The following is a 25,927-nucleotide window of genomic DNA, read 5'->3' on the forward strand; positions in this document are numbered from 1 at the left end:
CGGTTAGCCGGGCCAGCCGAATCGAGCACCACATGACCTCGACCCCCATCGCGTCGAACCCTGCAGGCCACGCCGGAAACCGTCGCCTGATCGTCGTCGGAAGCGGGATAGCCGGACTTTACGCCGCGCTGTTGGCCGCCGAAGCCGGGGCCGACGTCACGCTGCTGACCAAGGGCGGACTGGCGGACAGCAACACGTGGTTCGCCCAGGGCGGCATCTCCGCCGTCCTGGACGAACCGGCCCCCGGTGATACCGTGGCTGCCCACATCGCCGACACCTTGAAGGCCGGAGCAGGCCACTGTGACCCCGACGCCGTCCGGGTACTGTGCACCGAAGCGCGCCGGGACATCGCGGGCCTGGTCCGTTTTGGCGTGCGTTTCGACATGGACGACGACGGCGACCCCGCCTTGGGGCTCGAAGCCGCCCACTCTGCTCCGCGCATTCTGCACGCCGGCGGCGACGCCACGGGAGCCAGGGTGGCGGAGGCGCTCATCCGCAGCGTCCTGGCATTCGAGGCTTCGGGCCGGATCAGCCTGGTCAGCCACACGCAGGTCACCTCCCTGCTGACGGGCAATGTGGCTGCCGATGACAGGATCACCGGCGTGGCCTGCCTCCGGGACGGTCGGGAAACGGTTTTGGATGCAGACGCCGTTTTGCTCGCCACTGGAGGGGCGGGCCAGTTATTCGCCCAAACCACCAACCCCTCAGTGGCCACCGCAGACGGGCTGGCCCTGGCTTGGCGTGCAGGCGCTGCCGTGGCAGACCTTGAGTTCTTCCAGTTCCACCCCACGTGCATGGTGTTCCCGGCGGAAACCCCCGGGGCCGATCCGCTCCTCATTTCAGAGGCGGTCCGCGGTGAGGGAGCGATCCTCGTCGATGCCAACGGCCAGCGGTTCATGCCGGACTACCACCCCGATGCCGAACTCGCTCCGAGGGACGTCGTCTCCCGCTCCATCGCCCTCCACCTTGCTGCCCTCAACGATCCGAATGGACACGTATTCCTTGACGCCACGGTTCTTGAGAAGGAGCGTGGCGCAGGGTTCCTGGAGAAGAGGTTCCCGACCATCAGCCAACGCACGCGTGAAGCAGGCATCGACTGGACCAACCAGCCGGTTCCCGTGGCGCCGGCGGCCCACTACTGGATGGGCGGGGTGGTGACGGACCTGTCCGGACGAACTACTGTTCCCGGACTGTATGCCGCAGGGGAGGTTGCCTGCACGGGCGTTCAGGGCGCAAACCGGCTTGCCAGCAATTCCTTGCTTGAAGGTCTCGTGTTCGGGCGGCGGGCTGTTGAAGCGTTCCTGTTGGCGTCCGATGCGGGGCAGAGCATGCCCATCGCCAGCACGGCGCTTTCGGGGCCTCCAGCACCACCGAAGTCCCTCACCGCTGCGCAACGCCCAGCATTCTCCCGTGCTGCCCTCCAGCAGCTCATGGCCGCCAAGGCCGGCGTGCTCCGGAACGGGGTATTGCTTGCCGAAGCGGAAGCCACACTGGACGCGTGGGCTGAGGAGGTCCTGCCGGTGGCCGGGGCTGCTTCGCTCGATCCCCGCGAGCACGAGGACGCCAACCTGCTCCTGGCTGCACAACTCCTTGTCCACGCGGCACGGGAGAGGAAAAGCTCCCTGGGGGCGCACTACCGAAGCGACAGCGAAAGCCAGCCTGCCGCCGTCGACGATTTTGACCAGCGTTACACCATGAGCCGGAAAGCGAGCCTCATCCATGACTAGCCTGACCCTCCCCGCGGCCGCAGTCCGCGACATCCTGGAAAGGGCCTTCGCCGAAGACGCCCCCAACGGGGACATCACCTCCCAGCTGCTCATTCCGGCCGATGCCCGCGCCACAGCGGTCCTCAACGCACGCGTTCCCGGCGTCTTCAGCGGCGGCACGGTGTTCCGCGACGCAATGAAACTCATCGACACTGGCACTGACGTCCGGTTGCTGCTGGCCGACGGCGAAACGTTCGACGCCGGAACGCACCTGGCCCGGGTCAGCGGCAACGCGCGGTCGGTACTGCTGGCCGAACGGGTTGGGCTCAACCTGGTCCAGCGCATGAGTGCCATCGCCACCCGGACGGCGGAATTCGTGCAGCTCGTTGAGGGAACGCGCGCCAGGATCACCGATACCCGCAAGACCACACCCGGCCTCCGAGTCCTTGAGCGCTATGCCGTGCGCTGCGGCGGGGGAGCCAACCACCGCTACAGTCTCTCCGACGCCGTCCTCGCCAAGGACAACCACCTGGCCGTCATGACCGGCGGTGATTCCGCAAAACTCACCGAACTCCTGGTCGCCGCCAAAGCACAGCTCGGGCACACTACCCACTTTGAAGTCGAAGTGGACCGCGCAGAGCAGATCGAGCCGGTCCTCGCTGCCGGAGTGGACACCATCATGCTGGACAACTTCACGCCCGAGCAGTTGCGCGCAGGCGTCAAGCAGGTGGACGGGAGGGCGATCGTGGAGGCCAGCGGCAACGTGAACCTCGGTACCGTGGCCGAAATCGCGGCAACGGGAGTCGACGTCATCTCGGTGGGCGGACTGACGCACAGTGTCGCAGCCCTGGACCTGGGGCTGGACGTGGAGCTGGACCTCAAAGCTTAGGACAGTCCCGGATGATCTTCCTTGACGCAGCCGCCACCACCCCCGTACGCCGCGAGGTGCTGGAAGCGATGTGGCCTTACCTCAGCGGCGAATTCGGCAACCCCTCAAGCCACCACAGCCTGGGCGAGGCAGCGGCGTCGGCGCTCGCCGGAGCCAGGGCCGGCGTCGCCAAGGTCCTGAACTGCCGTTCCGGCGAGGTGACCTTCACCTCCGGCGGCACGGAGGCGGACAACCTCGCCGTCAAGGGCATCGCCCTGGCCCGGCAGGCCTCGGATCCTGCCTTGAACCGGGTGGTGATCAGCGCCATCGAACATCCTGCCGTGGAAGAGTCCGCCCGTTACCTGGAGCGCGTCCATGGCTTCGCCGTAGACGTGGTCCCGGTGGATGGCAACGGACGGGTCACTGTAGATGCCCTGCAGGGAGTCCTGGGGCCAGGGACAGCCTTGGTCAGCATCATGTACGCCAACAACGAGGTAGGGACAGTCCAGCCGGTGGCCGAACTTGCGGCAGCCGCGCACGAACTGGGCATTCCCTTCCACACCGACGCCGTCCAAGCCGCGGGGTGGTTGCCTTTGGACGTCAAAGTCCTGGGAGTGGACGCACTGAGCCTCTCCGGCCACAAGCTCGGCGCCCCGAAGGGTTCCGGTGTGCTGTTCGCCAAGGGCCGGCTCCGGATCGAACCGCTGGTCCACGGCGGTGGCCAGGAACGCGGGCGGCGTTCGGGTACGGAGAACGTGGCAGGAGCAGTTGCGCTGTCCATGGCCCTGACCCTGAGCCACGCCGAGCAGGCGTCGATGGCTGAGCGTGTCTCCGGCCTGCGGGACCGGTTCATTTCCGCTGTCCAGGGGTCCGTTCCGGAAGCCATGCTCACGGGCCATCCCTGGGAGCGACTGCCCTCGGTTGCCTCGTTCTGCTTCCCGGGAACCAGCGGCGAGTCGGTGTTGCTGGAACTGGAACGCCTTGACGTTGTATGTTCCAGCGGGTCAGCCTGTGCAGCGGGCTCGGACGCGCCTTCGCCGGTGCTCCTGGCACTTGGCATAGCTCCTGAGACGGCGCAGACGGCCGTCCGCTTCAGCTTCACCTCTGCCATCATCGAAACGGAGCTTGAGCAGGCGGCCGCGGCCGTGGCAACCGCCGTCGGACGTGTCCGGAACCTGGCGACCCCGCAACGAGGTTAGCTGGCCCTGGCGCCTGGCTGGTCAGACGTGCCGGGCACGGCGGAAGATCCAGTGGCGCAGGAGGGTGAAGCGCACCGCGGTGGCCAGGAATCCTGACAGCGTGGTGGTCCAAAGTTCCTCTCCGACCGTGGCATCGGGGCGGAAGAGGTGCAGCACACCGAGGCTTCCGCCCGTAATGATCAGTGCGACGGCGATCACGATGATGCCGTTCAAGTGGTCCTGGGTCCGCTTCCTGCTGCCCGTGATTTTGAAGGTCAGCCGCCGGTTCAGCGCCGTGTTCATCAACGATGTGAGGATCAGCGCTATGGCGTTGGCCAATTGGGGATCGATCCAGGGCCGCAGCAAGGCGTAGATGGCCAGGGAACTCGCCGTACAGATGACGCCTACGCCCGTGAAACGGATGAGTTGGCGCACCACGGGGTATTTGAGGATGCCTTTGTGGCGCCGACGTTCAGGCCGTACGGCTGCATTCGGGGAGGGAGAGCGGGACAATCCTGTGCTGCCAGTGGTTGTCTCCATGGGCTTAAGCCTGACACATCAAGCAGCCGGGTCCTCCCAGCCGGCCGCCTCCACAGGGTTCCGCAGCGCTCCGATGCCCTCTACGCGGCATTCCACAACGTCGCCCGGCAAAATCCTTGCGCACTCGGCCGGGAAGCCCGTCAGCACGAGGTCGCCCGGATGGAGCGTCATGAAGGACGTCAGGTAAACCATGATTTCGTCCACTTTCCAGCCCAGCTCCGCCGAACTGGCCGGGCGCAGCTCCTTGCCGTTGTGCACGATTCCGATCGCGAGGTCCGAGTCATCGAGCCCGGTGACAATCCACGGACCTGCGGGGGTGAACGTGTCCTGGCTTTTGGCGCTGATCCAAAGTTCGTCGGTCTTCTGCAGGTCCCGTGCGGAAACATCGTTGCCGATGGTGAACCCAAGAATGGCGGATCTGGCCGTCTCCATGGTCAAGGCCCGAGCGGTCCTGCCAACGACGACGGTCAGCTCAGCTTCCGGGTCGACGTGACCAACGTTCGGGCTTAGCAGGATGGCTTCGTCCGGACCGATCACGCTGGTTGCGGCCTTATGGAATGCCTGGGGCGGCAGGTCCCGGCCGGGTTGGCCGGTGTTGTGTGCCATGCCCAGGACGTTCGCCGGCACGGACGGAGCCAGGAAAATGAACGCATCCTGGTCCACGGTGCTGCCGGTCTCCCAACCGGGCCTCGCAGGGCTGGCGGCGTTGGCCCGGGAACCTGGGAAAGGTGTGTCGATCAACGTCCAGTGGCGTCCTGCTGCCGATTCGAACTCAGCGGCATCGTTGGCCGCGAAGAACTGTTCGTCGGGGGACTGCGGTTCGAGGGGCCTGATGCGTGCAATGCGGCGGGGGAGCGTGGAGGTCATGAAGACATCCTACGTCCTCCCCATAGCTTGGAAGGCCCGATTTACGCCCCAAGACCTGCCAATGGAACGCAGAGTGGACCCAACAAAGCGCTATACAATTCCGTTCATGCGTCTGGCGATCATTGGGGCGGTCCTGCTGGTTGCTGGAGCCGTTGCCGTGGCTACGGGGATACTGCCGTGGTCCGAAGTTGGTGTCCTGGTTGAGCGGGTGGCTCCCATCATGGGGTTCGTCGTCGGTATGACGGTGGTTACTGAACTGGCTAGCGAAGCCGGGGTCTTCCAATGGGTTGCCGGCCGGTTGCGGCACTGGGGGCGCGGCCGGAGCGTCCTGCTCTGGCTTCTCCTGGCCCTGTTTGCGGTCCTCAGCACCATCTTCTTGTCCCTTGACACCACCGCGGTGTTGTTGACGCCGGTGGTGGTGACGGTGACCCGCCGTGCCGGACTGCCTGTACTGCCCTTCGCCTTGGCCACTGTCTGGCTTGCAAACACTGCCAGCCTGCTCCTCCCGGTTTCGAACCTCACCAACCTCCTCGCGCAACACAACCTCGGCGGCATCACTCCCGCGCAATTCGCAGGGCTCATGTGGGCGCCATCGATCGTCGCCATCGTGGTGCCTTTGCTGTTCATCGCGGTCGTCTTCCGCGGCGACCTCCGCAAGAGCTACGCGCGGATCCCGGTCTCCAGGATCAAGCCCGACGGCGGTACCTCCGGAGCGGCAGGTGGCCCGCCGGCAGACCGGGTACTTCTGGTGGGGACTGCTGCGGTTCTGGCAATCCTCCTGCCGGCCTTGGTGTCCGGGATTCCGCTGTGGATCTCTGCCGGAGCTGCGGCCGGGGTGTTGCTCATTCTGTTCGCCGTACGGCGGCCTGGCGTGCTGAACCCGAAGCTGGTTCCGTGGTCCTTGCTGTTGTTCACGTCCGGGCTCTTCCTGGTGGTGGAGGCAACACGGTACGTCGGACTCCCGGAATTGCTCGGGCGTTTCGCGGGCCAGGGAGAGGGCCTTGGCGATTTGCTGCGGCTGGCCGCCACCGGAGCCCTGGGTTCCAACGTGGTCAATAATCTCCCCGCCTACCTGCTGGCAGAACCCCTGGCCGATTCGCCGCTGCGCACGGGGGCGTTACTCATAGGCGTCAATGCGGGTCCCCTGATTGCTCCGTGGGCTTCATTGGCCACGCTGCTCTGGCACGACAGGTTGGCCAGGATGAACGTCCTCATCAGCTGGAAGGGCTACGCGGTGTTCGGGCTCATTGTTGCCCCCTTGACCGTAGTTGCCGCAGTCGCGGTATTGGCGTTGACTGCCGGAGGGACACAATGAAGCATGCTTAGTCTTCAGGACCTTGACCAGATAGTCCTCAACGGCGGGATCGTGGTGGACTCCGCCGGAGACAGGATCGGCTCGGTCGAACAGGTCTTCCTCAACAGCGACTCCGGGGATCCGGCTTTCGTCACAGTGCGGACCGGCTTTTTCGGACTGTCCGAGTCGTTTGCCCCGCTGGACGGGGCAACCGTGGAGGAAGCCGTCATTACCCTCGCCGTCACCAAGGATTTGGTAGCCAAGGCGCCCAGAATGGACAACAACCTGGGTTCCCTGACCGAAAGCCAGGAAAAAGCGCTTTACGAATATTTCGGTGTGGACACAACCGGGGCGGAGGAACGTGAGGATGGCACAACCGAGGCGGAGGCCGGTTCGGAACTGCCCGCCGCCGGCGGGCAGGAAGCTCCCCGGCGCGCGCTTCCGGGGCCGCCTCCGCCCCACCTGCGAAGACACGTACCGGGCGCCGGAACACCCCTGCCGCCTGGCCCGCCGCCACCAGGTCCGGGAGAGCTGCCCGGGCCCGGTGGGCCACCTGGCCGGGGCAGGCCGCCCGCACCGGGGATGCCGCCTGGGCCCGGGCCGGGCTGATTTCAGGCGGGCAAGTACAACTCGCCCACCGGCACCTCAGCCGCGAGGCGGTTTGCGGGCCCTGCAAGCGGGCAAGCCCACGCCTCGTTGTAGGCGCAGGACGGGTTATAGGCGAAATTGAAATCGAGGATGAATTCCGCGTCACTGCCCGTCCGCCGCACGCCGTGGAAGGCGCCCTTTATGGTGTCCAGGAGATAGCGTCCGGCGCCGTAGCTTCCGCCTTCCTTGCCGGCGGTCGCATCGCGGAACGGCACAAAGATGCCGCCGCCGTAACTGCGCAGGCGCCAAGCGGCCAGCGAACCCAGCCCCGGCAATTCAAAGGTTCCGATCCGAACGAACGGAACCAGCCCGTCGGTCCCTGTCCTGACGTTCAGCTCTTCGCCCGCACCCTCGGGAAGCAACGGCGCGTAGAAGCGGTAGGAAGGATCGTAATCGGCTGTCCTGAGCCCGGAGAAGGAAGCTTTCATCTTCTCCGTCAGGGCTGACGCCGGGTGCGTGGCGAACAGCCGGTCACGCTCCTGCCGCCAGTAGTTGTGTGCATCGAAGGGATCCTTGGCTGCCAACTGCCGTACCCGGTCATACAGTGCGAATGTCCGCAGCCGCCAGTCGGCGACGTCCAGCGCGGACATAGTGGGGATGTCGTCCTCAAATTCCTCTGGTTGATCCAATTCCATGTGTTCAGCCTAGTCCTGCGCGTGTCGTCGAACGCCCGCCGATAGGCTTGCTTGCATGACGGGCCGTACATCATCCGCCACCGTTCCCGGCAGGCTCGCCGCCCTGTGCCTCGCTGCGGCCGTCCTGGTGGGCGGCACGGCCTGCAATGCCCAGGGCGATGGCAACCGGAACAAAGGCGCCCAGGTCACGGACACAGCCACTGCCCGGCCGAATGCCTCGGAATCGGGCACCGCGCCGGCGTCACAGTCAGCGGATGGGACCTCACCTTCACCGTCAACGGATGGCAGTAGCCCTGGAGGGACACCCGGCTCTGCGGATCCAGCCACGCCGTCTGCTGCAGCCACCGCCCTTTCCTGGAAGTCATACTCGGATCCGGAGAAGAAAGTCAGCTTCGACGTCCCGCAGGAATGGATCGTACAGTCCGTGACGCCCGACGCCGGTACCCTGCCCGGGGCCTTGAAAGTGGAAGTGAAGGATGCCTCGGGGCGGTATATCGCCACCTTGCAGACAGGACTGCCGGCCGCCGATGCCGCGGATTGTCCCGCAGGCCAGAGCCATCCGTACGTCGTGGTCAGCAGCGTTCCCATTGACGTTGCCCATTCCGGGGGACCCGGCACCATAGAACCGCGTGTGGTGTTCCGGGTAGTGCAGGGTTACAGGTTCTTTGGTTCCTTTGGCATCACGAATGTGGTGGCCGGTGCCGATGGGCAGGCCTGCGAACTGAGGAACCGCGTTGAAGGACCCGCAGGCAAGGGCGACTTCTCTTTCGGGGACGTTGCCGTGCTGCATGCCTTCGCGGCGGATGAAAAGGTGGCACCCGCCAAAGCCTTCGACACGCTGGACCTTGCCGCAAAGTATGTCGCGCAGGGGACTGAATTCGCCAACGTCCAGCGGATGCTACTGTCTCTGAAGGTCAATTTGTAGTCCTGCTGTTGGCCCATCAAATGCTCGGCGGCCTGTGGGGGCTGTCCCGCCGCAACCATTCCGGAGATCAATGGAACGCAACGTTGCTGCCAAGCTCGTTTTCAAGACCGCACCGAACACCAAGGTGGCCATGGCCATCGCTGTGGCAAACAATTCCGGCTACGGCTCCCTGGTCGAAACGCTGTCCATCACCACTGACGGTGTAGCCGTCCCCTTCACCGAGCTCACGGACCATCATGGGGGCCGCTTCCAGTACATGGAGTTCGCTGAGCCTACCGAGGTGACCGTCGACTACGAGGCAACGGTCGATGGCAGGGGGATGCCGGATACTTCCGAACGGATGGAGTTGATCCGATACGTCCGGCCAAGCCGCTACGCCGAATCGGACAGGCTGCTGCCGACGTCCTACGCCGAGTTCGGCGGCCTGCAGGGGCCTGAGCTGCTGGAAGCCGTGCGCAATTGGGTCAACGGCGAGCTGCGTTATGTCAGCGGTTCCTCGCGGGGCACCGACGGGGCTGTGGAGACCCTGCTGCACCGGCGCGGTGTGTGCCGGGACTTCGCGCACCTTGCCATCGCCCTGCTCCGCTCCAAGGACGTACCGGCCCGGTTGGCGGCCGTGTACGCCCCGGGCCTGAGCCCCATGGACTTCCATGCGGTGGCAGAAGCCTGGATCAATGATGCCTGGCACGTCATCGACCCAACGGGCCTGGCGCCCCGGGAGTCGATGCTCCGCATTACTGCCGGCAGGGACTCTTCGGATACGGCGTTCCTGTCCACGGTAGGCGGGAGCCTCTCGCTGAAGAGCCTGAAAGTCAGTGCAGAGGTTAACGGCGAACTGCCCGGGGAAGACCCCGGGCAGCTCGTAGCCCTCGGCTAGCCAATCCGCTTGCCCGGCCGCGTGGGCCCGCTAGTGGCCTGCCACCGAAGCTCGGAGTTTCTCGGTGAGGCGCAGGAGCTCGCGCTGTTCTTCTGCCGTGAGGGCCGGCGCTACCAGGTGGGCAATGTCGCGTACGTGCTCGCGGCCGATCGTCTTCTGCAACTCACGCCCCGCCTCGGTGAGTGACAGCAGGACTCCGCGGCCGTCGTCGGGCGCTGTTGTCCGCTCCACGAGGCCCCGCTTCTCCAGACGGTCAACCAAACGGCTCAGGCTGGACTGGCTCAGCAGTACCTTGTCGTTGATTTCGTTCAGGCGAAGCTGTCCCGAAGGGCAACGGGACAAGGTGAACAGGACGTCGTACTCCTTGACGGGCAGCTTTTTGAAAGCCGGACCGGACTGGAGCTTCCGCATCACCGCCACCTGGGACCGGAAGAGCGATTCCCAGGTTTCGGCGGCCAGGCGGACGGCGGACGAAGCCGTGCCTGTTGGACCGGACATCAGGACTCCTGTCCCGCAGCCCCGGCCGTCGCCGTTTCGCTGACATTGGCCTCGAGGGCCTTTGCCACGCGCGAAGCGTGCGTCGGGGCGTCCGGCACGTGCGCCGGCTTGCGTGACTCGTACTCCTTGCGCAGGACCGGCAGGACTTCCTCGCCGAAGAGATCCAGTTGTTCCAGGACGGTCTTCAGTGGAAGGCCGGCGTGGTCGATCAGGAACAGCTGGCGCTGGTAGTCGCCGAAGAACTCACGGAAGGTGAGAGTCTTCTCGATGACCTCCTGCGGGCTGCCCACGGTCAAAGGAGTCTGCGAGGTGAAGTCTTCCAAGGATGGTCCGTGGCCGTATACGGGAGCGTTGTCGAAGTAAGGACGGAATTCCTTGACGGCATCCTGGGAGTTCTTCCTCATGAAGAACTGTCCGCCCAGGCCAACGATCGCCTGGTCTGCCTTGCCGTGGCCGTAGTGCTCAAAGCGTTCGCGGTAGAGCCCGATCAGCTGCTGGTAGTGCTCCTTGGGCCAGAAGATGTTGTTGGCGAAGAATCCGTCACCGTAGTACGCAGCCACTTCCGCGATCTGGGGGGTGCGGATGGAGCCGTGCCAGACGAAGGGGGCCACGCCGTCGAGGGGGCGCGGGGTGGACGTGAAATTCTGCAGCGGCGTGCGGAACTTGCCGGACCAGTTGACGGTGTCCTCGTCCCACAGCTTGCGGAGCAGGCTGTAGTTTTCGATCGCCAGTTCGATTCCGTCCTGGATGTTCTTGCCGAACCACGGGTACACGGGGGCCGTGTTGCCGCGGCCAAGGACCAGGTCCACCCTGCCGTCGGACAGGTGCTGGAGCATCGCGAAGTCCTCCGCGATTTTGACGGGATCGTTGGTGGTGATCAGCGTGGTGGCCGTGGAGAGCGTGATGCGCTCGGTCTGTGCCGCGATGTAGGCCAACGTGGTGGTGGGGGAGGAGGAGAAGAACGGCCGGTTGTGGTGCTCGCCCAGGGCGTAGACATCCATGCCGATCTCTTCGACCTTCTTGGCGATGGCAACGGACGCCTTGATGCGTTCGTTTTCGGTGGGCGTGCGGCCCGTGGTGGGGTCAGTCGTGATATCGCTGACGCTGAATACGCCGATCTGCATGATGTGCCTTTCTCCCTGCCCGAGGTCCCGGGCTCTGCTCAACAGTGTACCTGAAACTAGATGCATTTGCATGTATCAATGCCTGTAACAGGGCAGGGCCGGGAAATGTTCCCGGCCCTGCGTGGCTGTGGCTTCCTCGGAAAGTAGGGCTATTCCGCGGGGTTGTGTGCCGCCCGGCGACCCGTCACGCGCGGTACGGCGCCCGTGGTCCAGTCGGCGAACCCGTCGCCGCCGCCATGAGCGGAGACCTCCGGCTTCTGCAGGAGCGCCTTCTGCAACTGCTTCCTCTCACGACGGCCCTCGACCAGCTTGTAGAGAACCGGGACCAGGACCAGTGTCAGCGCCGTGGAGGAAACCAGGCCGCCGATGACCACGATCGCCAGCGGCTGCGAGATGAAACCGCCACCGCCCGTGAGTCCCAGGGCCATGGGCGTCAAGGCAAAGACCGTAGCCAGCGCCGTCATGAGGATCGGCCTAAGTCGTTGCCGCGCCCCGTGCGTGATGGCGTCCGCCACGGACATTCCGGGACGGCCGTCGTGCGGCTTCCGGTATTGGTTGATGAGGTCGATCAGCACGATCGCGTTGGTCACCACAATGCCCACGAGCATCAGCATGCCGATCAGGGAGGGCAGCCCCAACGGAACGCCGGTCAGCAACAGCAGCCCCACGGCACCCGTCGCGGCGAAGGGCACCGAGACCAGAAGAATCAACGGTTGGACCAGGGACTTGAAGGCCGCCACCATAATGACGTAGACGATGGCGATCGCCGCCAGCAGCGCCAACCCCAACTGGCGGAACGAATCTGCCTGCTGGGTGGTGGCGCCGCCGATCGCGGCTGTGACGCCTGCCGGCAGCTGAACGGACTTCAGCCGCTCCTGCACAGCGCTGCTGACGCTGCCCAGGTTGGATCCCGACGGCGTCACGGTCACCTTCGCGGTGCGCTGGCCGTTGCTGCTGGTGATGGACACCGGCGTGTCGACCTGCTCGACGGCGGCAATCGTCTCAAGCGGGACGGGACCCCGCGACGTGGGAAGTTGGAGTGCCTTGATGGCCGCGATGCTGGTGAAGCGTGTTCCCTTGCCGATCTGCACCGGGAAGTCATTGGTATTGATGCGCACCGTACCAGCAGGGACCGGGCTGACCGTCGAGGCGAGGAACGCGCCTACCTGTTCCTCGGTCAATCCGGCGGCGACTGCCTTGGCACGGTCCACGCGCACCTGGACCACCGGTTGGCTCGAGGCAAGGTTGGTGGACACCTCGGTACTGCCCGGAACCCCGTCCATCGCCTTGACCATGGCATCGCTGGCTGCCTGCAGATCGGCGGAGTTGGCGGCCTTGATGGTGATGTCAACAGTGGAGGACGTTCCGAATCCACCCTGCTGCGAGCCCACGGTGATCTTGCCGGGCAGGCCTTCAAGCTTGGCCCGCACATCGTCTTGGAGCTTCTTCTGGTTTGCTTTCTCGTCAGTGACAATCGTGAACGTGGAGTTGGATGCGCCGGTGGACGTCAGGGCGGCAAAGCCTGTCTGGGCATTGCCCGAGGTTACCTGGACGTCCTTGATGCCCTCCATGCCTCGGAGTGCATCCTCAATCTTTGCTGCCTCGTTGCTGGTGGCTTCCAGGCTCGTGCCTGCGGGCAGCACCTGGCGCACTGTCATGCTGTTCTCACCAGAGCGGCCCAGAAGGTCCGTGGCAAGCAGGGGAGAGACCGCCACTGTGGCCAGGAGGATGACCACCGCGGCCGAAAGCGTGATGACAGGATGTTTTTGGGTCTTGGCAAGGATGGGCAGGTAGCCGCGCTGCAAGCGGGATTTCCGCTCCGCTTCGCGGGCCTTGTCCGCGGCGGCGCGCGCAGCTTCGGTCCCGCCTGCTTCCTGCGCCTTCGGAGCTGCCAGGAACCAGTAGGCCAGGACGGGCACGATGGTCAGCGAGACCAACAATGACGACAGGAGCGCGATGGTCACTGTCAATGCGAAGGGCCTGAACAGTTCCCCTGCGAGGTCGCCTACGAATGCGATCGGCAGGAAGACTGCCACCGTGGTCAGTGTCGAGGCTGTAATAGCACCCGCGACTTCCCGGATCGAGGTGACAATCGCGGCAAGCTTGTACTCGCCGTAACTCAGGTGGCGCTTGATGTTCTCTATGACCACGATCGAATCGTCAACCACGCGGCCGATCGCGATGGTCAGCGCGCCAAGAGTGAGGATGTTCAGCGAGTATCCGGTGGCCGAGATGCCGATGAACGTGATCAACAGCGAAAGCGGGATGGAAACGGCCGTCACCAGAGTGGACCTGACGGACATCAGGAAGACGAGGATCACCGCCACAGCGAAGCCCAGGCCCAGCAGGCCTTCGGTGGTGAGGTCCTTGATGGATTTTTCGATGAACGGCGCTTGGTCGAAAACGGGGGTGAACACGGCGTTGTTGCCGAGCTCAGCCTCCATGGGTGCTATGGCGTCGCGTACGGCATGTGAAATCGCCACGGTATCGCCTTCAGGCTTTTTCGTCACGGAGAGGGCGAGCGTTGGCTTGCCGTTGGTCCGGGTGATGGAGGTGGGCTCGTTGTCCTCGATGCTGACATCGGCCACGGCTCCGATGGTTGCCGCATTTTTGGCGCCGGCCAGCGGCAGGCCCTTGATGACGTCAACCGAGTCCACGGGGCTGCCCAGCTGGAGCGACAGGGTCTTGCCCTGGTCCTCGACGGTCCCTACTGGAACAAGTGTGCCGTTGTTCTTCAGTGCGGCGCTGATGGACTGCACGTTTGTGCCGGTGGTGGCAAGGTCAGCCGGGCGGGGTTGGATCAGGATGTGCTGCGTAGCCCCGCCCGTCACATCGGCGCCCCGGACGCCGTCGATCTTCTGCAGCCGCGGAACGCTGAGGCGTTGGAGGTCGGCGTTGAGCTCGCTCAGCGGCTTGTCGGATGAAACGGCCAGGAACACGATGGGAAAGTCGCTGATGTTGCCGGCGATGGATTGGGGCTCGACGTCGGCGGGCAGTACCCGCTTGGCGTTGGAGATGGCCCGGTCGATCTGGTTTCGCGCCCGGTCCAGGTTGGAACCGTAGGTGAAGACCATGGTGATCTGCGAGACGCCGTTGCGGGAGGTCGACGTCGTGGACTCCAGCCCCTCGACGCTGTTCAACGCGGTTTCCAGCGGTCGGCTGAGTTGCTTGTCCACAACCTCCGGGGAGGCGCCCGGCATGGAGGTGACCACCGTGATCTGCGGGAACTCGATGGAGGGAATGAGTTCCTGCTTCAGCGAGCCCATGGTGATCACGCCGAACACCGCCGCAAAGACGGTGATCAGCGCGATCAGGGCCCGGTTTCCCAGGGACAACGTGGCCAAGCGGAACATTGCAAAGTCTCCTGAGATCTACGGAGTATTCGATTGGCGGGAACAGGTTCCCGTGGGGCCTATGCGGAGATCAGCTCCGGAGGGCCGGTGCGCTGTCCAGCTGCAAGGACCGTGCGGTGCTTGCCTCAAGTTCAGCGGCAAGCTCCGGGTTTTCGTTGAGCTTCACGCCGTAGCCCGGCATCATGTCCTTGAGCTTGGACTGCCAGCCCTTGAAGTTCTTCGGGAAGGACTTCTGCAGGAGCTCGATCATGATCGGTACTGCGGTGGATGCTCCGGGGGATGCGCCAAGCAGGGCACCGATTGAGCCATCGCGCGAAGCAATGACCTCGGTGCCGAACTGCAGGATGCCGCCCTTTTGCGGGTGCTTCTTGATGATCTGTACACGCTGTCCGGCCGTGATGAGTTCCCAATCGCCGCCGGCGGCTTCGGGGTAGTACTCGCGGAGGGATTCCACCTTGGCCTCGTGGCGCTTGGCTACTTCCTTGATGAGGTAGGCGGTGAGGTCCATGTTGTCCTTGGCCACTGCCAGCATAGGGATGATGTTTCCCGGACGGATGGACAAGGGAAGATCCAGGTAGCTGGAGGTCTTCAGGAAGTTGGTGGAGAAACCTGCGTACGGTCCGAACAGGAGCGAACGCTTGCCGTCCACAAAACGGGTGTCCAAGTGGGGCACGGACATGGGCGGTGCGCCAACAGAAGCCTGTCCGTAAACCTTGGCACTGTGCTGCGAGGTGATGGATTCATCGGTGCAGCGGAAGAACTGGCCGGAAACCGGGAAACCGCCGTAGCCCTTGCTTTCCGGGATGCCCGAGGCTTGCAGGAGGTGCAAGGCACCGCCACCGGCGCCAACGAAGACGAACTTGGCGTGGATGCGCCCGTGCTCGCCGGACTTGCGGTGCTTGAGGGAGAGGTCCCAACCGCCGCCGGAGGCCCTGTCCACGTTGGTGACGTCATGGCCGTAGTTGACCTCGGCGCCGCTGCTTTGCAAGTAACCGGTCAGTTCGCGGGTCAGCGCGCCGAAATCGACGTCGGTGCCTTCGGCTGCGCGGGTTGCCGCGACTCGCTGCTTCCGGTCCCGTCCTTTGACGATCAACGGCGCCCACTTGGCAATCTGCGCCTGGTCCTCGGTGTATTCCATGCTGCGGAACAGCGTGTTGGGCTTGAGCGCCTCATAGCGGGTCTTCAGGAAGTCCGCATGGTCGTCGCCGATGACGAAGCTCATGTGCGGAACCGTGTTGATGAATCCCTTCGGCGAGCCGATGACCTTGCTGTCCACAAGGTGGGACCAGAACTGGCGGGAAAGCTGGAACTGCTCGTTGATGTGGATGGCCTTGGAAGGATCCACCGAGCCGTCCTTGGCTGCAGGGGAGTAGTTCAGCTCGCAGAGCGCGGCGTGTCCGGTGCCGGCGTTGTTCCACGGGCCCGAGCTTTCCAGGCCTGCTTCGTCGAGGCGTTCGAACAGGGAGATGGTCCAGGTGGGTTCAAGCTGCTTGATGAACGCACCGAGGGTGGCACTCATGATTCCGCCGCCAATAAGGACGACGTCGGCATGTTGAGTCTTGGAAATGAAGGTCACAATCAATCTCCGATAGCGGCGGCACTGGCTGTCACAGAATATCCCCGTGCGGTCCCAATACTGAAATTGCCGGGGTTCGTCAAGACTTTAGGCGGACGTTTGTAAAAACTTCATTGAGGACCGGTGAAGCCGGGTAGCTTTCCACCTTGTTGGACAGGGCGAGTGCCGAGATGGGGAAGGCGATCGGCACAGCCGGGACGGACGAGGCGATCGCCGCGTTGATCGATTGGTATTCGGTGTTCCGTCCGTCACCGTTGGGCAGGGCGCGGGCGCGTTCGATCTTGTGGAAGACCTCGGCGTCCGAGTAGCCGAACTCGGCGCGCGTTTCACCAAAAAGCGGTCCCAGGAAGTTGTCGGCATCGGCATAGGAACCGTTCCAGCCAAGCAAGTGAAAGGCATGGTCGCCGGGGGACTGGACTTTCTGGAGGTAGCCGTCTTCCCAATCGATGGGAACAGGCTTGATGTTGATCCCTACCGCAACGAGCTGGCGGCTGATCTCGGCGTAGATCTTTTCCGGGGTAGGCAGGTAGGCCCGGGTTGCGTTCAAGGGGTAGTAGAACTTCAGTTCCTCGCCGTTGTAGCCGGCTTTCTTCAGCAGTTCCTTGGCCTTGTCCGGGTTATAGCCCAAAGAAGGAGCGTTGTTGTTGAAGCCGCTGAGCTTGGGCGGGACAAACTGGGTTGCCTGTGCCGTGTTGTCGATGAAGAACCGCCGGATCAGCGTTTCCTTATCGATTGACATCTCGATTGCCTGGCGGACCTCGAGCTTGTCCAACGGCGCCACTGCCTGGTTGATTCCCAGGTACATCACGGAGAAGGGGTCGCGCTGGATGATCTGGACACCCTTTTTGACCAATTGGTCGAACGTGCTTGGCGTCACGAGGTCGTAGGCATCGATCTTGCCGTCCAGCAGCGCCTGCTGCCTTGTCTCCGCGCGGTCGTAGGGAATGAAATTGATCGTGGCGATCTGGCCACGGTTGCCCCAGTACGCCGCGTTGGTGCTGAGAGTGACCTTTTGATCGTCCCAGGAGTCGAACTTGTACGGTCCGGTGCCCACCGGATGGTTTGCATAAGCCGAGATGGCCTGGCCGTTCTTGACGGTGTCCAGGACGTTGGCCTTCTGCGCTGCCAAGGCTGTCGGGGACGAGATCGCAAACGCCGGGAGAGTGAGTGCCTGGAGGAATCCCGTGAACGGGCGGGTCAGGTTGATCTGCACCTTGCTGGCCGAGACCGCCTTGCAGTCCTTGAAGATGGAGAACACGGGCTCGTCGGAGTAAGCCTTGAAGACGCTCTGGAACTGGATTCCCGGAGCCTGCTTGCGAAGGTCGGCCGGGAAGGTGAACCAGCGGTTGAAGTTTGCGCAGACGGCGGCAGCATCGAAGGGTGTGCCATCGTGGAATGTGACTTTTTCACGGAGGGTGAAGTCATAGGTGAGGCCGTTGTTGCTGTCATTCCACTCTGTGGCCAACAGGGCAGTGGTCTGTCCGGTTGACCCGTCCACCCCTACCAAACCTTCGAGGACCTGGCGCGTCACCCTGTAGGCTTCCGAATCCGAGGTCATCGCGGGGTCCAGGCCCAAGGGCATGGAGGCGGTGCCGAAGTTGAAGGTCGCCGTGGGCGTTGAGGGTGTGGCACTACCGGCAGACGAGGACGGCGCGGGTCCGGCGGTTCCCGTGCAGGCGGCCAATCCCAAGGCCATGACCACGGCTGCGCATTGGATTGCCAGGCGCCGCATCTTTCTGCTTGCCACTCTTGTCCCCTCAAGCCGGTCGGAAGTGTTTTTGGTCGGCTTGGGCCAGACCGCGTTCCAGTCTAGTTGAACGTCCTGTGGGCCCCGTCAGGTTCCTCCGGGAACATGCCCAGGGAGCACGTTCCCCGTTCCCGGAGAAAACCCCCGGTTCAGGGAACCGGGGGTTTTCAGCATTCGTGGGTAATTCCGTTGTGCGGGTACTTCCACTGTGCGCAAGGGGGGACTTGAACCCCCACGCCCGAAGGCACAGGAACCTAAATCCTGCGTGTCTGCCAATTTCACCACTCGCGCTGGCTGGCTTGGCCGGTCCCCTGGGGAGGGCATCGGCCGGATGCCCGGCCTCCAGTGTACCCGTTAGTTTTCGAGCTTGAGGTCTCGCCGCAACTTGGCCACGTGGCCGGTTGCCCGGACGTTGTACTGGGCCAGGGAGACCTTTCCTTCGGGATCCACCACGATCGTGGACCGGATCAATCCCATGTATGTGCGTCCATAGTTCTTCTTCTCGCCCCAGGCAGCGTAGGCCTCGGCCACCGTGTGGTCTTCGTCCGACAACAGTGGAAAGGTCAGTTCCTCTTCTTCGGCGAACTTTGCAAGCGCGGGGACGGGATCCGGGGAAACTCCCAGTACCTCGTAACCGGCCCCCTGCAGCGAGGCAAGGGAATCGCGGAAGTCGCAGGCCTGCTTGGTGCATCCCGGAGTGGACGCTGCCGGGTAGAAGTAGACGATGGTTTTCTTACCCCGGAAGTCCGAGAGTCGGACGGACTTGCCGTCCTTGTCCTGAAGTGTGAAGTCCGGGGCAGGGTCTCCAGGAATGAGTCGTTCCGCCAAAATTTGCTCCTTGATAACGTGGGCGATTCCTCAGTTTAGTGTGCAGAAGCCACGGCTTCACCGGTCGCGCGCATATACTGGCGGCATGCCTGATATGGAGAGATGGCCCACGACGCGACTGCTTTCGACCGCTGCGCGGCTCGTGGAAATCTCGTGGAATGAAAAATTAAAGTCGATCGGCCTGACCCATGCAGGCGTTATTGCCATGCAGGTCCTTGCTGCCAAAGGGCCCATCACGCAGGCCGCGCTGGCCGAAGTTGCGCGCGTGAAAGCCCAGACAATGGGCACCACCTTGGCCAGGCTGGAGCTGCACGGGCACGTTACCCGGCACCGCAGCGACTCGGACCGCCGCAGTCATGTGGTGACCCTCACGGAAGCTGGGATTTCCGCGCTTTCCGAAGCCGTAAAGCTTGAGCAGGATGTCCTGGCCCCTGTTGCCGTTGATACGGCCCGGCTCCGGGACGAACTCCGGATCGTGGTCCGCGGGCTCATTGGCGCCCCGGCCGTCGAGGAACCCAGCGAAGAAGCAAACCCCTGATTTCCGTTCCGTCTCCGGGCCCGCAAGGGCCCGGTTACTCAGGGCATAACAAAAGGCTCCGAACCGTCAATGACGGTCGGAGCCTTTTCTTTGGTGCACCCCCCGGGACTCGAACCCGGAACCCATTGATTAAGAGTCAATTGCTCTGCCAGTTGAGCTAGAGGTGCAGCTGTTGTTCGGGTCTTTCGGGTAATTCTTTTCCCTGTTGACCTCCGCAACGACAGATAACTCTACACCACATTTCGGGCGCAGATGACCAGAATTGCAAAAGAGTGACGCAAGCCATGCCCAGGTTTTTGCGAGGCGAGCGGAGACATAAAAAAGGCCTTGAAGCGAAGTAGCTTCAAGGCCTTTCCTTGGTGCACCCCCCGGGACTCGAACCCGGAACCCATTGATTAAGAGTCAATTGCTCTGCCAGTTGAGCTAGAGGTGCAGCTGTTGATTTCAATCAACCCAGGGCTTTTATTTCCTTGGCGATCTCCGCAACGACAAGTAACTCTACACGACTTTGGCACTTGTGTGAAATCGGCGCCATGGGCCGGAGGAGGGGTCACTCGGCACGCCGCAGAATCAGCGCGAAATCGGGGTTCCTGTTGTTACTAAGAACCCAAAGGGTGCCATCCGGTGCCTTGGCGACGTCCCTCAGTCGGCCAAACTGATTGGTGTAGAAAGCCACGGGTTTGGACGCAGTTTCGCCGTCGAGTGCAACAGTCCAGAGACGCTGGCCGCGCAGCGCTCCCGTATAGGCCACTCCGTCAAATATTTCCAAGCCGCTCGGCGAGGCATCCGCCGTCGACCGCCATACGATCTTGGCGTCGATAAAACCTTCGCGGCCCGGCGCCCCGGTGACGGTCGGCCAACCGTAGTTCCCGCCGGGGACTATGAGGTTCAGTTCGTCGTCAACGTCAGGACCGAACTCTGTGGCCCACAGACGGCCCCCGGCGTCCCACGCCAGTCCTTGGACGTTCCTATGCCCGTAGCTGTAGACGGGGTTGTCGCCAAAGGGATTGCCCGGAGCGGCTTTCCCGTCCGCCGTCAGCCGAAGGATCTTTCCACCCAAGGCACTGGTGTCCTGCGGTTGCTCACGGCGCTGGGAGTCGCCGGTGCCGGCGTAGAGGTAGCCGTCCGGACCGAAGCGGATCCTTCCGCCGTTGTGGGTGGTGGCCTTGGGAATGCCGGAAAACAACACCTCCGGAGTGCCCAGCGCCAGGCTTCCGGAGCCATCCGGCGCGAGCTTCATCCGTGCGATGCGGTTGTCCGTCGCCGAGGTGAAGTAGGCGTAAAGCCAGCGATCGGTAGTGAACCGCGGTGAAAGTGCCAGGCCCAGCAGCCCGCCTTCACCGCCAGGCACGACGCCGGACACCTCACCTATAGTGGTGGCCTTTCCGTCCCGGATTCCCTTGAGGAGCGCCGTATCGCGCTCCGAAACCACAGCTGTGCCGTCCGGCAGGAACACCACCGACCACGGAATCTGCAGTCCGGCGTCGAGCTTGCCCACCACCTCGAGCCGGCCCGCTGAGGTCCCGGAGGTGCCTGGGTCTGATGGGACGCCTGTGCAGGCCGCCACGCCAAGGGCCACCGAGCACAGCAGGAACGCCGCCCTCGCCGCCCAAGCTCCGGCCAATCCGCGCATCCTCAGCCCGCCGACCGTGCCGATTGCGGGCCGGTCTAGTGGCGGCCCCGGCGGGGTGGCCGGAAACCTGCCGCTTCCGCGTGGGCGGCCGATTCGAACCAAACGTCCGCCGGAGCGTCGGCGTAACCGCTGTTGTCCTCGTCGTGGTAGGTCATGGTGGCGGCGTCGCCCTTAACCGGGTAGCCCTCGGGGGCCGCGCCGTCGGATGCCGCGCCGACGGAGCCTGCCCCGTACGGGTGTTCAGCGGCCAGATGGCCTGCTGCTGTGGCCGGGGATTGGCCCTGTTCTTCGGCGGATTCTCCGGCGGTTCCTTCGGCAGCCGTTTCTGCCGCAGCTGTTTCCGCGCCGGGCAGCGTGGGGGAGTGCGGATCGGTGTACTCGTGATGGTGGGTGGGCGTACCTGCGGCATCCGTCCATGAGGCCTCCCACTCGGCCCTGTCCGCTGCGGCCCTCTCCGGTGCGCCGTCGGCGCGCGTCACGTCGTCGGCAGTAACGCCCCCGGCATCCGTCTCCGTTGCCGCACTGGCGCCGGCCGCCGGCGCCTGCGGCCGGCTCGACTCCCAGTCGTCCACGTCGCCCCCGCCCGCTGTATCCACCTTGGTATTGGTGTCCACCACGGGCTCATCCACCACGGGTTCGTCAAGCACGGGGGAGCTGATCTCAGGTTCATTGGCCACCACGGGTTGCTGATTTGCAGCATCGGGTACCTCCGCGGCGCGTTCCTCTTCTTCCGCGCGACGGGCTTCCGCTTCTTCAACGGCTGTGTCCTCCGCGACGGGGCCGCTGCCTTCGGCGGCTTCCCTGCCCAAATTGGTGACCCCGGCCAGTCCGGCTACACCGGCCGCTGCGGCTGCGGTCTCCGGTACGGACGAGGTGAAGCCGGGTTCAGTGGCAGCAGGTGGTGCGGTTGTCGTATTCCTTCTCCGGCTGGCAAGCCACCAGACAATTGCGACGATCAGAACAATAACGATGACACCAATCAGCCATTCCATGGTGTTGCCCTTCTGCTAACCGGGTTTGCAGTGCTTCCAGTGAGTGGTGTTCCCGACGTTACGTGGCTGTTTATGGGCTGTCCAGCACTTCTGCCGGCACCGGCCGCGCCGGAAATATTCGGTATTTTGGCTTTTTCCCGCTTTGCGCCGGTTCCCTGCAGGGTGGTGGCACATAGACTTTGGGTCATGAGTGAGACCACCCGGATTTCCACAGACAATGCGCCGGACATCAAACCCCGCAGCAGGGTTGTCACTGACGGCATTCACGCAGCTCCCGCACGCGGAATGTTCCGTGCCGTGGGCATGGGAGACGACGATTTCGCAAAGCCGCAAATCGGCGTCGCAAGTTCCTGGAACGAGATCACGCCCTGCAATCTTTCCCTCAACAGGCTTGCCCAAGGCGCCAAGGAAGGCGTTCACGCAGGCGGTGGATTCCCGATGCAGTTCGGAACCATTTCCGTTTCCGACGGGATCTCCATGGGCCACGAGGGTATGCACTTCTCCCTTGTCTCGCGCGAGGTCATCGCCGACTCCGTGGAAACGGTGATGCAAGCCGAACGCATCGATGGCTCGGTACTGCTGGCCGGCTGCGACAAGTCCCTCCCCGGCATGCTCATGGCTGCTGCGCGGCTCGACCTCGCCAGCGTGTTCCTCTACGCGGGCTCCATCATGCCCGGCTGGGTCAAGTTGGAGGACGGCTCGGAGAAGGAAGTCACGTTGATTGACGCCTTCGAGGCCGTAGGCGCATGCGCCGCCGGGAAAATGAGCCGCGAGGACCTGGACCGCATCGAAAAGGCCATCTGCCCGGGCGAAGGCGCGTGTGGCGGCATGTACACGGCCAACACCATGGCCTGTATCGGCGAAGCCTTGGGAATGTCACTTCCCGGATCCGCCGCCCCGCCATCGGCAGACCGCCGTCGTGATGACTTTGCCCGCAAGTCCGGCGAAGCGGTGGTGAACCTGCTGCGCCTTGGAATCACCGCGCGGGACATCATGACCAAGAAGGCCTTTGAGAATGCCATCGCGGTGACCATGGCGTTTGGTGGTTCCACGAATGCCGTCCTCCACCTGCTTGCGATCGCCCGCGAGGCGAATGTGGAATTGACGCTCGCTGACTTCAACCGCATCGGCGACAAGATTCCGCACCTCGGCGACCTCAAGCCGTTTGGCCGCTATGTCATGACCGACGTCGACAGGATCGGCGGCGTGCCGGTCATCATGAAAGCACTGCTCGACGCCGGGCTGCTGCACGGCGACTGCCTCACGGTGACGGGCAAGACCCTCGCCGAGAACCTCGCCTCGATCAACCCGCCGGACCTGGACGGCAAGATCCTGCGTGCACTGGACAACCCCATCCACAAGACCGGAGGGATCACGATTCTCCACGGTTCCTTGGCTCCGGAGGGTGCGGTGGTGAAGAGCGCCGGCTTCGATGCCGATGTCTTTGAGGGAACCGCCCGGGTGTTCGAACGTGAGCAGGGTGCGTTGGATGCTTTGGACAACGGCGAAATCCACAAGGGCGACGTCGTGGTGATCCGCTATGAAGGTCCCAAGGGCGGTCCCGGCATGCGCGAGATGCTGGCCATCACCGGTGCCATCAAGGGTGCGGGCCTCGGGAAAGACGTCCTGCTCCTGACGGACGGCCGCTTCTCGGGAGGCACCACCGGTTTGTGCATCGGCCACGTTGCGCCTGAAGCGGTCGACGGCGGTCCCATCGCCTTCGTGAAGGACGGCGACCGCATCCGCGTGGACATCGCAGCCCGTTCGTTCGACCTCCTGGTTGATGAAGCGGAGCTGGAAGCCCGCAAGGAAGGCTGGCAGCCGCTTCCTGCCAAGTTCACCAAGGGCGTCCTCGCCAAGTACGCCAAGCTCGTCCACAGTGCCTCCACGGGCGCTTACTGCGGGTAGTTACCGCTTTGGACTCCGCCGCCCTTTTGGGCGGCGGAGTCCGGAACTTGGACATCGATGTCCAAATAGTGGGATACGATTGTGCTCGATTGACACGTATCTCACTTTGAGGGAACACTGAACGCATGATCTCATTCGTTACCGTCGGCGTCGTCGTCCTTACCAAGCGCGTGGCATAGCCCGACTGGTAACGAACTGTCACGCGCAAACCCCTCGAAGAGCCGGAAGGCTGAGGGGTTTTTTTATTTGCAAGACCCACCATTTGAAGATCCACTAAGGAAGAGTCCGATGAGCAAAGGATCGCCGATCAGCCCCTCGCTGATGGCTGCAAAGTCCGCTGGAGCCCCTAAAGCTCCGGAAAAGGTCGACCGTACGGCTGACACCGTCGTCGACGCTGCTGCACCTCTCTCTCCTGTACTTGGGCCGAACAACGTTGTACCCCCAACGGTGATGACCGGCTCGCAAGCAATTGTCCGTTCGCTCGAAGAACTCGGCGTGGACGATATTTTCGGTTTGCCCGGTGGCGCGATCCTGCCCACCTACGACCCCTTGATGGCCTCCAGCATGAATCACATCCTGGTCCGTCACGAACAGGGAGCCGGCCACGCCGCGCAAGGCTACGCCATGGTTACCGGACGGGTTGGCGTCTGCATCGCCACCTCGGGCCCCGGTGCCACCAACCTCGTCACCGCCATCATGGATGCCCATATGGACTCCGTACCGATGGTTGCCATCACTGGCCAGGTTTCCAGCGGGGTCATCGGTACCGATGCCTTCCAGGAAGCCGACATCGTGGGCATCACCATGCCCATCACCAAGCACTCGTTCCTGGTGACCGACCCCAACGACATCCCGCATGTCATGGCAGAAGCCTTCCACCTGGCTTCCACCGGACGTCCGGGCCCGGTGCTCGTGGACATCGCCAAGGACGCCCAGGTTGGCCAGATGACCTTCTCCTGGCCGCCGAAGGTGGACCTTCCCGGTTACCGCCCGGTGGTCCGTGGACACAACAAGCAGGTTCGTGAGGCGGCCAAGCTGATCGCTGCCTCGAGCAAGCCTGTCCTTTATGTAGGTGGAGGCGTGGTCAAGGGCCACGCTTCGGCCGAACTGATGGAGCTGGCCTTGGCAACGGGCGCTCCGGTGGTCACCACACTGATGGCGCGCGGAGCTTTCCCCGACTCGCACCCGCAGCACGTGGGCATGCCCGGCATGCACGGCTCGGTTTCGGCCGTGACGGCGCTCCAGCAGGCAGACCTGCTGATCACCCTGGGCGCGCGCTTCGATGACCGCGTCACGGGCGTGCTCAAGACCTTCGCCCCGTTCGCCAAAGTGATCCACGCGGACATCGATCCTGCGGAGATCTCCAAGAACCGCACGGCCGATGTGCCGATCGTAGGTTCGGTCAAGGAGATCATTCCGGAGCTGACCGAGGCCGTGAAGGCCCAGTTTGAGCAAAGCGGAACGCCGGACCTCGACTCGTGGTGGGCCTTCCTGGGCAACCTGCGCGATACCTACCCCTTGGGCTGGACCGAGCCGGAAGACGGCCTGTCTGCGCCGCAACGTGTCATCAAGCGCATCGGTGAGCTGACCGGTCCTGAAGGCATCTATGTTGCCGGCGTCGGCCAGCATCAGATGTGGGCTGCGCAGTTCATCAACTATGAGCGCCCGCATGCTTGGCTCAACTCCGGCGGCGCAGGCACCATGGGCTACTCCGTGCCGGCGGCGATGGGCGCCAAGGTCGGCGAGCCGGACCGCGTGGTTTGGGCCATCGACGGCGACGGCTGCTTCCAGATGACCAACCAGGAACTGGCTACCTGCGCCATCAACAACATCCCAATCAAGGTAGCCATCATCAACAACTCGTCGCTGGGCATGGTCCGTCAATGGCAGACCCTCTTCTACGAGGGCCGCTACTCCAACACGGACCTCAACACCGGCCACGACACCATCCGTATCCCGGACTTCGTCAAGCTGGCAGACGCCTACGGTTGCGCCGCACTCCGTTGCGAGCGTGACGAGGACATCGACGCCACCATCCAGAAGGCCCTCGAAATCAACGACCGCCCCGTGGTCATCGACTTCGTCGTGAGCCCCAACTCGATGGTCTGGCCGATGGTGCCCGCAGGCGTCAGCAATGACCAGATCCAGGTTGCCCGAAACATGACCCCGGAATGGGAAGAGGAGGACTAGGC

The 25,927-nt window shown here is 63.7% G+C and carries 21 protein-coding genes and 3 tRNA genes; 10 read left to right on the forward strand and 14 right to left on the reverse strand.

Annotation, left to right across the window (positions count from 1 at the left end; all coding sequences use genetic code 11):
- The first annotated feature begins 32 nt into the window (after positions 1 to 32).
- The 3 genes from nadB to ACIPY2_RS02515 are packed head-to-tail and all read left to right on the forward strand — an operon-like array spanning position 33 to position 3,773.
- Entirely contained in the window at positions 33 to 1,727 is a 1,695-nt protein-coding gene (gene nadB / locus ACIPY2_RS02505; protein ID WP_400264798.1) for an L-aspartate oxidase, read from the forward strand.
- Positions 1,720 to 2,595: a carboxylating nicotinate-nucleotide diphosphorylase gene (gene nadC / locus ACIPY2_RS02510; protein WP_400264799.1), complete on the forward strand. Its 876-nt coding sequence runs from the start codon at positions 1,720 to 1,722 to the stop codon at positions 2,593 to 2,595. The genes nadB and nadC overlap by 8 nt, the downstream gene beginning before the upstream one ends.
- A gap of 11 nt (positions 2,596 to 2,606) precedes the next feature.
- Complete coding sequence (locus ACIPY2_RS02515) at positions 2,607 to 3,773, forward strand: cysteine desulfurase family protein (RefSeq protein WP_400264800.1); 1,167 nt, start codon at positions 2,607 to 2,609, stop codon at positions 3,771 to 3,773.
- Between the two features lie 21 nt (positions 3,774 to 3,794).
- Here ACIPY2_RS02515 and ACIPY2_RS02520 read toward each other — a convergent pair whose 3' ends face one another.
- The gene (locus ACIPY2_RS02520; protein ID WP_400264801.1) at positions 3,795 to 4,292 is read right to left on the reverse strand and encodes a GtrA family protein; all 498 of its coding nucleotides are present in this window, start codon (positions 4,290 to 4,292) and stop codon (positions 3,795 to 3,797) included.
- An 18-nt stretch (positions 4,293 to 4,310) separates the two neighbouring features.
- Positions 4,311 to 5,159: a fumarylacetoacetate hydrolase family protein gene (locus ACIPY2_RS02525; RefSeq protein WP_400264802.1), complete on the reverse strand. Its 849-nt coding sequence runs from the start codon at positions 5,157 to 5,159 to the stop codon at positions 4,311 to 4,313.
- A 106-nt stretch (positions 5,160 to 5,265) separates the two neighbouring features.
- Here ACIPY2_RS02525 and ACIPY2_RS02530 point away from each other — a divergent pair, with 106 nt between their 5' ends.
- Both ACIPY2_RS02530 and ACIPY2_RS02535 read left to right on the forward strand, forming a co-directional pair.
- Positions 5,266 to 6,474, forward strand: a complete 1,209-nt coding sequence (locus ACIPY2_RS02530) for an SLC13 family permease (RefSeq protein ID WP_400264803.1) — start codon at positions 5,266 to 5,268, stop codon at positions 6,472 to 6,474.
- A gap of 3 nt (positions 6,475 to 6,477) precedes the next feature.
- Positions 6,478 to 7,062, forward strand: a complete 585-nt coding sequence (locus ACIPY2_RS02535) for a PRC-barrel domain-containing protein (RefSeq protein ID WP_400264804.1) — start codon at positions 6,478 to 6,480, stop codon at positions 7,060 to 7,062.
- Between the two features lie 2 nt (positions 7,063 to 7,064).
- Here ACIPY2_RS02535 and ACIPY2_RS02540 read toward each other — a convergent pair whose 3' ends face one another.
- On the reverse strand, positions 7,065 to 7,736 hold the full coding sequence (locus tag ACIPY2_RS02540; RefSeq protein WP_400264805.1) for a DUF1684 domain-containing protein: 672 nt from the start codon (positions 7,734 to 7,736) through the stop codon (positions 7,065 to 7,067).
- Positions 7,737 to 7,791: 55 nt separating this feature from the next.
- Here ACIPY2_RS02540 and ACIPY2_RS02545 point away from each other — a divergent pair, with 55 nt between their 5' ends.
- Both ACIPY2_RS02545 and ACIPY2_RS02550 read left to right on the forward strand, forming a co-directional pair.
- Positions 7,792 to 8,661 carry a hypothetical protein gene (locus tag ACIPY2_RS02545; protein WP_400264806.1) on the forward strand — a complete coding sequence of 290 codons (870 nt, stop codon included), beginning with the start codon at positions 7,792 to 7,794 and terminating at the stop codon, positions 8,659 to 8,661.
- Between the two features lie 70 nt (positions 8,662 to 8,731).
- A complete protein-coding gene (locus tag ACIPY2_RS02550) occupies positions 8,732 to 9,538 on the forward strand; it encodes a transglutaminase family protein (protein WP_400264807.1) in 807 nt (268 codons plus the stop codon).
- Positions 9,539 to 9,568: 30 nt separating this feature from the next.
- Here the strand turns inward: ACIPY2_RS02550 and ACIPY2_RS02555 are convergent, their stop codons facing one another.
- The 7 genes from ACIPY2_RS02555 to bcp form a co-directional block, all read right to left on the reverse strand.
- Positions 9,569 to 10,036 carry a MarR family winged helix-turn-helix transcriptional regulator gene (locus ACIPY2_RS02555; protein WP_400264808.1) on the reverse strand — a complete coding sequence of 156 codons (468 nt, stop codon included), beginning with the start codon at positions 10,034 to 10,036 and terminating at the stop codon, positions 9,569 to 9,571.
- Entirely contained in the window at positions 10,036 to 11,160 is a 1,125-nt protein-coding gene (locus ACIPY2_RS02560; protein WP_400264809.1) for an LLM class flavin-dependent oxidoreductase, read from the reverse strand. Before ACIPY2_RS02560 ends, ACIPY2_RS02555 begins: the two co-directional genes overlap by 1 nt.
- A gap of 149 nt (positions 11,161 to 11,309) precedes the next feature.
- Positions 11,310 to 14,513: an efflux RND transporter permease subunit gene (locus ACIPY2_RS02565; RefSeq protein WP_400264810.1), complete on the reverse strand. Its 3,204-nt coding sequence runs from the start codon at positions 14,511 to 14,513 to the stop codon at positions 11,310 to 11,312.
- A gap of 70 nt (positions 14,514 to 14,583) precedes the next feature.
- Positions 14,584 to 16,089, reverse strand: coding sequence for a malate:quinone oxidoreductase (locus ACIPY2_RS02570; RefSeq protein WP_400264811.1), 1,506 nt, complete (start codon positions 16,087 to 16,089; stop codon positions 14,584 to 14,586).
- 79 nt (positions 16,090 to 16,168) lie between these two features.
- Positions 16,169 to 17,785, reverse strand: a complete 1,617-nt coding sequence (locus ACIPY2_RS02575) for an ABC transporter substrate-binding protein (RefSeq protein ID WP_400265100.1) — start codon at positions 17,783 to 17,785, stop codon at positions 16,169 to 16,171.
- 260 nt (positions 17,786 to 18,045) lie between these two features.
- Positions 18,046 to 18,127 (reverse strand) — tRNA-Leu (locus ACIPY2_RS02580).
- Positions 18,128 to 18,190: 63 nt separating this feature from the next.
- A complete protein-coding gene (gene bcp / locus ACIPY2_RS02585; protein ID WP_400264812.1) occupies positions 18,191 to 18,664 on the reverse strand; it encodes a thioredoxin-dependent thiol peroxidase in 474 nt (157 codons plus the stop codon).
- Between the two features lie 85 nt (positions 18,665 to 18,749).
- Between bcp and ACIPY2_RS02590 the strand changes: the two genes are divergently transcribed.
- A complete protein-coding gene (locus ACIPY2_RS02590) occupies positions 18,750 to 19,202 on the forward strand; it encodes a MarR family winged helix-turn-helix transcriptional regulator (protein WP_400264813.1) in 453 nt (150 codons plus the stop codon).
- A 91-nt stretch (positions 19,203 to 19,293) separates the two neighbouring features.
- Here the strand turns inward: ACIPY2_RS02590 and ACIPY2_RS02595 are convergent.
- From ACIPY2_RS02595 to ACIPY2_RS02610, 4 genes are all read right to left on the reverse strand, one after another.
- Positions 19,294 to 19,369: transfer RNA gene (locus ACIPY2_RS02595), tRNA-Lys, on the reverse strand.
- A gap of 190 nt (positions 19,370 to 19,559) precedes the next feature.
- Positions 19,560 to 19,635 (reverse strand) — tRNA-Lys (locus ACIPY2_RS02600).
- 117 nt (positions 19,636 to 19,752) lie between these two features.
- Complete coding sequence (locus tag ACIPY2_RS02605) at positions 19,753 to 20,835, reverse strand: PQQ-dependent sugar dehydrogenase (RefSeq protein WP_400264814.1); 1,083 nt, start codon at positions 20,833 to 20,835, stop codon at positions 19,753 to 19,755.
- A 35-nt stretch (positions 20,836 to 20,870) separates the two neighbouring features.
- Positions 20,871 to 21,827: a hypothetical protein gene (locus ACIPY2_RS02610; protein WP_400264815.1), complete on the reverse strand. Its 957-nt coding sequence runs from the start codon at positions 21,825 to 21,827 to the stop codon at positions 20,871 to 20,873.
- A 186-nt stretch (positions 21,828 to 22,013) separates the two neighbouring features.
- Here ACIPY2_RS02610 and ilvD point away from each other — a divergent pair, with 186 nt between their 5' ends.
- Together ilvD and ACIPY2_RS02620 are read left to right on the forward strand one after the other, a co-directional pair.
- Positions 22,014 to 23,735, forward strand: a complete 1,722-nt coding sequence (gene ilvD / locus ACIPY2_RS02615) for a dihydroxy-acid dehydratase (protein WP_400264816.1) — start codon at positions 22,014 to 22,016, stop codon at positions 23,733 to 23,735.
- Between the two features lie 288 nt (positions 23,736 to 24,023).
- Positions 24,024 to 25,925 (forward strand): acetolactate synthase large subunit, encoded by a 1,902-nt coding sequence (locus ACIPY2_RS02620; RefSeq protein WP_400264817.1) that lies wholly within the window; start codon positions 24,024 to 24,026, stop codon positions 25,923 to 25,925.
- The last annotated feature ends 2 nt before the right edge of the window (positions 25,926 to 25,927 follow it).

It is taken from the genome of Paenarthrobacter sp. NPDC089675, assembly GCF_044749185.1.
Classification (GTDB): Bacteria; Actinomycetota; Actinomycetes; order Actinomycetales; family Micrococcaceae; genus Arthrobacter.